Raw genomic sequence first — 10,509 nt, 5'->3', positions numbered from 1 at the left:
TCGAGCCCAAAACTAATTGAACGTCTCAACCATGATGCCGTCTTATATGTTTTATCAATCCATCACTATTAAACTCTAACGAGACGATATTGGTCTTCTCGTATTCGACTTCATGATCTAAGTGCGCAGGTTTTATCTTACCTGACTCCATCATTTTGATAAAAACGACGTTAGCACCTGTCATGATATCAATAATATCAATTTGACTATGCACCACTTTATCTTTGAGCTTGGCGACCATGTCTTTTCGTAATTTTGCTTTATCCGTGTAAGTAAAGTTATACCTCACATGCTCATCAACAAACTCATCTGCAAGTAACGCAATAAAATTATCTATATCCCGTACGCTTGTCGTAGGTTGTTGGCGGGCATTTTTAGCCTTAACAAATGCTTGTGCCTTAATCACCATATCGTTATGCGTTAGCTCAGGTTGTGCCAAGGCTAATTTTGATGAAACAATGGCTATTAAAGCGAACACGTATTTATTCATGTTATCTCCTTATTTTTCAGCTCAACCATTACGCTTTTTTAGTTCGAGTCATTTATGACTATTAAATAGATTAGTTTTTAAATGTGATTGGTAATCTTGCAATATCAACTGACGTGCTTTGTGGCTTTTTCGCTGCACGCCATGGGCAATAAACGGCGGCACTATTTTCCAGCCCATAAAGCCAAATACGTCTTGGTATAATCCATCAATCTTTCCTTGATAATACGCCTTTTCATCTTGATTGGCTGCTCCCCCAGTTGTGATTGAGTACATCACCTTTCTTGGCTTTAAAATGGCCTCTTGACCATACGCAAAACCTGAGGTTAATACGCGATCAATCCATCCTTTTAGAATGGCAGGAAACGACCACCACCATAGTGGAAACTGAAGGATCAATAAATCACATGCAATTAAGTTTTGCTGCTCATACTTAATTTGTTCGCAGAAAGCACCATTATCTAAAGCATATCGCTGTGCTTTGGCCAAGTTGAACCCCGAAGGGTCTGAGAACCCGATGACATCCTTGGTTCCCGCCACAGCATCAAATTGCTCAGCATATAAATTGGACTCAGTAACAATAGCGCCAAATTCACTGAACGTTTGCTTTGCAACCTTATGCAATGCGCAGTTAAATGATTTCTCTTCAGGGTGAGCAACTATTAGATGAACGCGCATCTCACATCCTTGCTTTTTAAGTAATTAAAATTATCGTTATTGACCAACTCTTGCCCAATTAGTTCAATGTAGGTACAAATAACTATCTTCTGTTTTCACACCTAAATTAACCGTAACAACTGCTAGAAATTCGCATGCACCTATTTAGACTATTTACTCCAATTAAAACAATCATGCCTTAGTTTTCACCAATACACCTAGGTCATTTTTCACTAAAACGATGTCTTCACTTGTCTAAATTGACTTTTTTTTAAAAAAATATGTATTTTTTTTGCATATTATTTCTGCTATTCAAAACTCACTTAATGGTAAAAATTTAACCTTTTAAAGCATTCACTTAGTTAAAAAATCAGCTAAATGATAACCGCAAAATCTATGCTTCACACGATAAAATAGACTGTTCCCGCACAACTTTTTCTTGATCTGCTGGCGTGCCAAGCGCGTATTGCCGGAAAATTAGCCACTCCAATGGAGATGATCGTGAAAGTACTTGCAAAACTGGCACTTGTTGCCATGGTGGGCGTACTGTCTGCCTGTTCAGATGATGATGACCCAGTCGTAATCACTCAACCTCACCAAACAGAAAACTCAGTCTATGATGCAGCCAAAGCAGCAGGCTCGTTTACCACCTTAGTCGCAGCACTCGACGCAACGGGTCTAAATGCAACACTCGATGACACAAACAACAAATTTACAGTGTTTGCACCAACTGACGCAGCGTTTGAGCTACTCGGCACGGAAACAATAAATGGCCTACTTGCCGATACAGACAAACTAAGCAGTATTTTGACATACCACGTACTAGCTTCAGAAGTGAACGCCGAGACTGCGCTGGGATTAGCTGGACAAACAACAGAAACCGTCAATGGTGCTAAATTAGCTTTATCCCTGTCAGGCGAAAGCTTACTGATTAACACTGCGACTGTAACTCAAACAGATATTCAAACCGATAATGGCATCATTCATGTCATTGATGCGGTGTTAATGCCGCCGGCTGGCACCACGGCAACGCAAAATATAGCCGAAGTCGCAACAGCCGCAGGCAATTTCACAACGCTGTTGAAGGCAGTAGAAACAGCAGGTTTGACAAGCGCCCTAACAGGTTCTGATCCGCTCACTGTTTTTGCCCCTACAGATGCGGCGTTTGCAGCTCTTGGCACAAAAACGATTAATACCTTGCTTGCCAACCCAGAGGTACTTGGCGATATTCTTAAGCAGCATATTGTTGCAGGTAATGTCGATGCCATCACCGCGATGTCACTCAATGGCAAAAACGCAACGACCTTGCTAAACAATCAACAAAGCGTGTCTATTGACGCAACATCAGACATGTTGAAGTTTGCAGGCATCACGGTCACTCAAACCGATATTCCGGCTTCTAACGGCATTATCCACGTACTCGATGCAGTCGTGGTCGGCAGTGTGACGGTCCCAGAATCATTGGGTTTGATCCCCGAAGTTGCTACTGCGGCAGGTTCTTTTAATACATTAGTCAGCTTACTTGGTGCAACGGAACTTGACCAAGTGTTGTCGGATCCAACTGTTAAGTTTACCGTATTTGCACCGACTGACGCGGCGTTTGCAGCACTCGGACAGGAAACATTAGATGCGCTTGGGGCCAATACAGAAATGTTAAAAGACATTCTGTTGTACCATGTTGTATCGGGACAGAGTGTCATGTCAGACGCAGCATCAGCCATCGCCTCTTCAGAGTCAAATATGGTTACAATGGCCAACAGTGATATGGCTGCATTAAGCACTATAGATAGTAAACTGTTCATTGATGATGCCGTAATTAGAACTGCAAATGTGCAAGCCGACAATGGCGTCATCCACGTACTTGATAAAGTAATAATGCCCCCTGCTGATAAAGTTGCTTCTGAAAAAACCATCGCCGAAGTCGCAGGCGAAACTGACGACCTTTCTACCTTAGTTCAAGCTTTAACTGCCGCAAACCTTGTTGATACGCTATCGAACAAAGAAGCAACATTTACAGTGTTTGCGCCAACGAATCGTGCATTTCAAAAGATCCCAGCTGACACACTCAATGCATTGCTAGCTGACACAGCTGGGTTGACACAAGTGCTAACACAGCATGTGTTAAATTTAGAAGCGCCAGCGATGACGGCCCTCAAACTCAACGGCAAAAAAGTGGAAACACTTGCAGCAAATATGCTCGATATTCACGTTGTTGATTTTGCAGGAACCAACAATGGCGAAAACGATGCTGTCGCATACGATTCGAGCAAGCAGATACTGGTCGCTGGTAATGGCAGTGAAAAAGCAGGCTTTACACTCTATACATTTGACAACGATCTCACTTTTGCACAAAGCCAGTGTAACGATGCATGTGCAACGGCATGGCCGCCGGTGATCGCAACACAGGCGCAAATTGAAAATATTCCAGGATTGTCTTTAATCGCTCGCCAAGACAATATGATGCAGGTAGCGTATTTAGGGCGTCCTTTATATTTATACGCAGCGGACACGGCCGCAGGGGATATGATGGGTAGTAGTATAGACAATTGGTCACATGTCATGCTACCAACATCAGGCCTGCAGATCGAAGGCAGCAATGTAATACAAAAAGACATTTATACAGCCAATGGCGTTGTGCATTTGATTGACACCGTGATAACAACCGTCGATTAATTTCCCTTCCTTTGACCTAGGTATGGCTGTCTACTCGACATGCCATACTTTTTTAGTTGATAATCAAGCGTGCTCAAACGCCGAAGTTTCCACATGATACTTTTGCTCAAACAGCGCAAAAGCACCAAGCAAAGGCGCATAAGGCAATTGGCTAATACGAATATTCAGCTGCTTGCACTGCTCATATTGAGTAAATGTAGACACCATTGATTCACCAAATAAATCATAAGACTGTGTCACAGAGCCACCCATAACGATGACATCAGGGTCGTAAGCAAGCTGCATATGAGCAAAGGCTATCCCCAAATGCGTGCCCAACTGTTCAAATAACTTAAGTGAAGAAGTATTACCAGCTTTTGCGGATAAATACTCTAACTCCCCATCAGTACCGCGCTGTTTAAAGAATTGGCCACTGCAATAATCCTCGATAGTTTTATTCAAATAAGGTGCACTTCCAAACTCGCCAGCTAAACCATATCGACCAGTATAGAGTTGCTTATTGATCACCACGCCAGCACCAAGCCCTGTCCCTAAACAAACACCCAATATATTTTTACAGGGAAAATTTACCCTGCCATGTTCACCATAGCGGTATTCTCCATATGTAAAACAGTTCACATCGTTGTGAACCAACACCGGAACATTAAAGCGCTGACACAGCAATTCAGATAACTGCACATCTCGCCACGCTGGAATATTTGTGACTTCAAACACTTCGCCAGTGTCGCTATTCACTACGCCAGGAATGCCAATAGCGATACCAACACATTCATCCGTTATTGTATTTTTCACTAATTCCATAATGTAGTTTGTTACTTCTTGCTTCGTGCCAGATGCAGGCACAGGGTAACGTTTCACTTGAGCAATTCGACCTTTCTTGGCAAGACCGCACAAAGCTTTAGTGCCCCCTAAATCAATACAAACAACCATCCCTGACATCTTTATGCTTCCTGCTCTGGTGATCTTTTCGCAAACAATTTAATTGTGTGATTATTGACAATAGGTTTTGAGGTATACGCCACATGCAACATATAGCCCAATGGGAAAAATAACAGCAAAAGAGACAACTGCAACGATCCTGATACTTGTGCCAAAGCACCAATCAAGGGCGAGATAACTGCCCCACCTATAATACCTGTGCACAAAATACCCGCGATTGCTCCGTGCCCGTGAGAAAATGAATTGAGCGCGAGCGAGAAAATCGCTGACCACATTATCGATAAAAAGAAGCCCGCAGCAGGGAATGCCAATAATGCAATGTCTACAGAGCCAAATATAGCAGCTACCAAACTGATACCCGCTCCGATGCAAAACCACGCAAGTACTTTGCGCACATCAAATAGCTTCATTAAAATCAAACCAGCCGCACAACCGACAGTCAACATCAGCCAAAATTCACTGACAATACCAGCACCGACTTGCCTTGCATCCAACCCATGAACTTGTTCTAAAAATAAAGATGTCGTATTCGCTATCCCTTGTTCAAGGGCTACATAGGCGGCAATCGCAAAGAAAAACTTGATGACCAATTTATTCTTAAAAAGTGCCAAACTTTCTTTCAGCGTATAGGTTTGTGCCTTTTCTTCTTCATTATTATTGCCCTCAAAGCGTGTCACAATGCCCCAAATCAACATGACAAAACACAAAGCAGCAAACAACCAGTACATACTTAACCAACTCATTTGAGCTGGTACAAGTGTATTTAACATATGCCCAGACTGCTGCGACATGTCTGCCAAATTAACATAAACAATAGGAGATAAGGTCGCGCCAGCACCAAACAACAGCTGAGCAACAATAGATAACACGGCGAAATGCTCACTTCCACCGGCTTTTCTCAATAGTGGATTGATTGCCACTTGTAAAAACGCCATTGCACTGCCGATTAAAAATAATGCGACCATCGCAAACACGAAACTAGGTAAGAGTGCAAATAACAATGAACCTGCAGCAGCAAGCGCAAAAGCCAATGTCATTACAAACTTTTCACTGAGACGCTGCGCTAATAACCCAGCAGGAATCGACATCACACCGTACGCAGCAAAAAAAGCAAATGGAAAAAACCCTGCCAGCGCAATGCCGATATCAAAGCTTTTAATCAATTCAGGAAAGATGGGACCAAGAATATTGGTGATAAAAGAGATCGTAAAGAACGTCGCAAAAATCACAAGGACTGCCGGCAAATTCTTATTCATTAAGTGTACCTTATTTAATAAAAAGGTGATGGCAAAAATAGGATCTGTTCGTTGGCAGACAAATGATCCAAGGGGAATCCGCCATCACCTTAACTCGTCAAATAAGGTTAGTTTGCCGCCAAATAGATGCATATTGCGGCACTTTTCAAACCTTTATCAATACAATTCAAGCTCACCGAAAAAATAGAAATATTTGCACACTGAGAACCAAAGCTAGGCACAATTCAGTCCTACCTAAGAGACTATGAGTAAAAGGTTTGATTTCCATAATGATTTAGTCATCTTTATCTAGTATAGCGGTTGAAGTTACAACCTGTGCCAGTAAAACTGGACACAAGACTGGTTAGAAATGAAAAGTTGATTTAATTTAAACTTAGCTTTAGAAAAGACGAATAGAACAGACAGCCAGTATTTATATTGGCCACATCAAAATGAAAAATGGTATAGCCCCAGTTCAGGGCTACATGTCCATATTTAGCTTATTTTCGCGTGCTTTCGTAAAAAGAACATTCATAAATTCATTGGCACCTGTGGCTCTTTGAATAACATAGCTGCCACTTTACCAATCACATACGGTCTAGACACGAATAACTGATCTCTCCTTCATCCAGTACCATCCGTCATGTGCAAACACAAACAGGTTCAAAAAAGCCAAAAGACATAAAAACATGCTTGCTTAGCTAAGCATATTATTTCACCTGAACGACTTGCCCATTTGTCAGCTCAGGTAGTTTATTTGCTGGCAGTGAAAAAACCGCATGAGGTGTACCTGCAGCAGCCCATATAGTCTCATATTCAAGCAAGTCTTCATCAATAAAAGTAATTGGCGTTTCTATATGCCCCAAAGGTGGAATACCACCAATCCCGAAACCAGTTACTTTACGTGTGAAATCTGCATCCGCTTTACTCAGCTTTTCACCCAAATGCTTTGCAACTAGTTTTTCTTTCACCCGATTTTTCCCACTAACCAATAATAATATCGGTTTACCGCTCTCTTTGCCTTTAAAAATAAGCGACTTCACTATTTGCCCTAACTCACACCCTATCGTGTTTGCTGAATCCTCAGCTGTGCGCGTGCTTCCCGGTAACTCAACCACAGAAAACTGACAACCAGCAGCCACAATCGCATCTTGAACTCGTTGTGCACTTTTACTTAAATTCATTATCTATCCTTATTATTTAGCGGTACCTCATTATTTTGTTAGCAAAACAGCCAGCGAGATATAACCACTTCTTGAACTTATATTACACATCACAACTTATCATCTATATCTACACACAAGTATTAGCAATAAGTTTAGCAACTGGCTTTACTCACGATGATATCCATGTGCAGTGGTAGATATCACACATTCTGCGACCCCTAATACAGGCGTTTTTAAGCTTTTCATTCTTGAACTACAGTGAAAAAGAAATTTCAGATATCTAAAAGGTAAGCAATAAAATATACAAATACTTAATAAAGAAGAAGGGCTTGATAGCCCTTCTGAGTATAACGATTAAGGGAAATTAGAAATTACCAGCGCCCTCGCACACCGAATGTGAAGCGGCGCTCATAAATATTTTGCGCCATACGGTTATTTTCCCACTGAGCATATTGTGATTCATACTCTTCAGTTAAATTACTACCAGACATATAAACTGTTAGGAAGTCGTTTACATCGTAACTCGCCGACATATCGATATAGGTTGTCGGCTCTGTCCAAATACCAACATTACCCATACCACCTGGTGTCGAGATTGTATGTAAACGTTTAGAGCGGTAGTTCGCTGCTATTCTAAACTGCAGACCATCTTGCTCATACCATAAAACCGCATTACCAGACTTTTTAGAGTTATCTTCTAGTGGCAATGCTTCACCACCAAAGCCCGTTTTACCACTTTCACTTTCTGAATAAGTGTAGTTAAGCGCTGCACCAAACCCACTCCAAAATCCGGGCAAAAAGTCAAATGCCTGTTGATAACTAAGCTCAGCGCCTTCCATGGTGCCACCGGTACCATTTAATTGGCCATTCACAGTTACATTTCGGCGCACAACCCCATCCCCATCTTCCGCAGCAATTTGCCACTGGGCAGACTCAATAAAAGATTCTAAATCAATATTAAATACGGCAGCGCTAAGCAAGCCACTTGGTGAGAAATACCACTCTAACGTCACGTCAGTATTATCTGCACGCCACGGGTCCAATTCAGGGTTACCTTGCATGGTTGCGTTAGTAGCGATCAGTAAGTCTGGACTGATCCCTTCGCTTGCAGCCAAGTCATCACCAGCGCGAGCACGGCTAATACTTAATCCACCAGCCAATGACTCGAGATCTAAACGTGTCATAGTTTTACCCCATGACGTACGCAGGATAAGGTCTTCTCTGAGGTTAAATGAGACATTGATAGAAGGTAAAAAATCATTAAATGAGCGATCTGTCACTATATCACCACCATCGCTGGCAACTGAGCCGGGGCAATTAGTACAAATAGACTCACCCACTTTATTTTGTAAAATATCCAACTCAGTTTTTATATATTGAAAACCAACGTTGGCACGATAGAAATCGTTTGATAAGTCAGCACGCCAGTAAACCGACTGAGTCCTTTCTTCAACGGTATACGAGCTGCCAGGTACGCCACCTCTAACATTGCCCGGATATAAGGTATTTTGAAATGCAAACGGATCATCAAGCTGACGTGGATCTACAAAATAATATTCTCCAATATTAACTGGACCAAAATCACTCCCTTTAGCCACCCACCCGCTGGGTAAACCTGTGAAATTGAGCGGATTGTCAGCACCCATGGTGATATCACCATCTTTTACACTCACTTCACCATTGCCATCCGTATCAAATGCAGCCAAACCTTGGTCTTTCCACATTACATTGACACTGCCTTCACCAACCGGGTTAGAAAATGGAGCAAGCAATACATACTCATCACGTGTGACATCACGCTGACTCGCACGAATACCAAAGGACATTTTTTCTAAATGTCCTAACTCAAACTGATACTCACCATCTAAACGCAAAATATCTAAATTCGCGTCTTCATCGTAATTATTTTCAGAATAAGTGGATACGATTGCATAACGGTCAATATTGGAACCAAAAACTTCTCCCTGCAACTGTTCCGGTCCTGTTAATGTCGGATGTTTACCGTTGAAGTTTAAACGCATTGGAATTGGGTCAGGGCCGTAGCCACCGGGGTTTGCAGCAGTAGGACCCGTACCATCATTTCGTCTAAGGCCATGGGCAATACCACTGGTTAAGTAACCTTGCGCCACATTTTCCGTATGACTACGAGATGCTTCCGCAGTAATAAACCGTGCCTTACCCGAAAAGTTACCATCTCCTTTATACTCTAGCTCTAGATTAAAGTTGGTTGATTCACGTTCATTGGTGTGACTTTCAGAGTGCGAGATGACTCTGGGCGCATTAAGTGTAATATCTTGCGCGGTATACAAGTTATGTCCATTGTCTAATTGGCCACGATCAATTGGATCATGCTGATCTTGCCAATGCCAGTGACCACCCCACGCATTGTCTGCGGTGATCCCTTTCTGGCGATCCGCATCATCCATATTGGTATAGAATACGTCACTACTTAGTGTCCAATTATCACTCAATTGCGCCTGAAAACTGACTGTTGCACCTAAACGCTCACGTTCTGTAAAACGGTTCATAATACCGTAGTTTACATACGTAAATTCGGCATCATCCGAATCTCCATCGCCATTCATATCCTGCTTCGGACAATACCAACAGTCTACCCCTTCATGGTTTTCAAATGGCGCATACGCCCAACCATCGTTAATAGAACCTAAACGGTAGTTTGCTAAATTGGCTTCATCATAAGACACCGTCGCAAGCACCGCAAAGCGGTCACCATTATAGCCACCAGACACCATCAATTTTGGGTCAGTTTCTTCTGAATAAGAGCCTGTTGATGCCTCGATTAGCGCAGCGCCACTGAAACCATCTTCCAAGTCAAAAGGCTTGCGAGTCACAAGGTCAACTGTACCAGATATACCACCTGCTAACGTATCTGCGGTCGGCGACTTCATCACATTCATCGCACCGACCAAGCTTGATGGAATATCGGTAAAGTCTGGTTGTACTTCACTGATTGAACCTGCGCTTAAAAATTGCTCGCCATTAAGCAATGTTGTGACTTGAGGCATACCGCGTACATTAATCGTCGCGCCTTCACCTGCACTGCGGCGTATCTGAATACCAGGTACACGCTGAAGTGAATCAGCGATGGTCACATCAGGCAACTTACCAATGTCTTCAGCGGTAATTGAATCAACCACGCCATCAGCAAAACGTTTGGTATTTAGACTTTTTTCGGTTGAAGCACGAATGCCTCGTACTTCAATTACTTCAACTTGCTCTGCATGCACACCTGACTCTGCTGCCATAACACCTAAGGGTAAAATATTGGCCAACACCGCAAAAGACACCTGCGACAATTTAAATGGGGATAAATTATGTTTCATCTCGATTC

At 42.4% G+C, this 10,509-nt stretch carries 7 protein-coding genes; 1 reads left to right on the top strand and 6 read right to left on the bottom strand.

What is annotated here, in order from left to right:
• Positions 1-25 precede the first annotated feature (25 nt).
• Together QNM16_RS13455 and QNM16_RS13450 are read right to left on the bottom strand one after the other, a co-directional pair.
• Positions 26-490 (bottom strand): nuclear transport factor 2-like protein, encoded by a 465-nt coding sequence (locus tag QNM16_RS13455; RefSeq protein WP_284020970.1) that lies wholly within the window; start codon positions 488-490, stop codon positions 26-28.
• 48 nt (positions 491-538) lie between these two features.
• A complete protein-coding gene (locus tag QNM16_RS13450; protein ID WP_284020969.1) occupies positions 539-1,165 on the bottom strand; it encodes an NAD(P)H-dependent oxidoreductase in 627 nt (208 codons plus the stop codon).
• A 474-nt stretch (positions 1,166-1,639) separates the two neighbouring features.
• On the opposite strand from QNM16_RS13450, the gene QNM16_RS13445 reads away from it, so the two are divergent.
• Positions 1,640-3,817 carry a fasciclin domain-containing protein gene (locus tag QNM16_RS13445; protein ID WP_417709978.1) on the top strand — a complete coding sequence of 726 codons (2,178 nt, stop codon included), beginning with the start codon at positions 1,640-1,642 and terminating at the stop codon, positions 3,815-3,817.
• 63 nt (positions 3,818-3,880) lie between these two features.
• Here the strand turns inward: QNM16_RS13445 and QNM16_RS13440 are convergent, their stop codons facing one another.
• From QNM16_RS13440 to QNM16_RS13425, 4 genes are all read right to left on the bottom strand, one after another.
• Entirely contained in the window at positions 3,881-4,756 is an 876-nt protein-coding gene (locus QNM16_RS13440; RefSeq protein WP_284020967.1) for an ROK family protein, read from the bottom strand.
• A gap of 2 nt (positions 4,757-4,758) precedes the next feature.
• Positions 4,759-6,012, bottom strand: coding sequence for an MFS transporter (locus QNM16_RS13435; protein ID WP_284020966.1), 1,254 nt, complete (start codon positions 6,010-6,012; stop codon positions 4,759-4,761).
• A gap of 689 nt (positions 6,013-6,701) precedes the next feature.
• Positions 6,702-7,175, bottom strand: a complete 474-nt coding sequence (locus tag QNM16_RS13430; RefSeq protein ID WP_284020965.1) for a YbaK/EbsC family protein — start codon at positions 7,173-7,175, stop codon at positions 6,702-6,704.
• Between the two features lie 353 nt (positions 7,176-7,528).
• The gene (locus tag QNM16_RS13425) at positions 7,529-10,501 is read right to left on the bottom strand and encodes a TonB-dependent receptor (protein WP_284020964.1); all 2,973 of its coding nucleotides are present in this window, start codon (positions 10,499-10,501) and stop codon (positions 7,529-7,531) included.
• Between the last annotated feature and the right edge of the window lie 8 nt (positions 10,502-10,509).

This window comes from Pseudoalteromonas umbrosa (assembly GCF_030125375.1).
In the GTDB taxonomy this organism is placed as follows: Bacteria; Pseudomonadota; Gammaproteobacteria; order Enterobacterales; family Alteromonadaceae; genus Pseudoalteromonas; species Pseudoalteromonas umbrosa.
The sequence above is the reverse complement of the archived record's forward strand: the minus strand, read 5'-3'. Positions and strand labels throughout refer to the sequence as shown.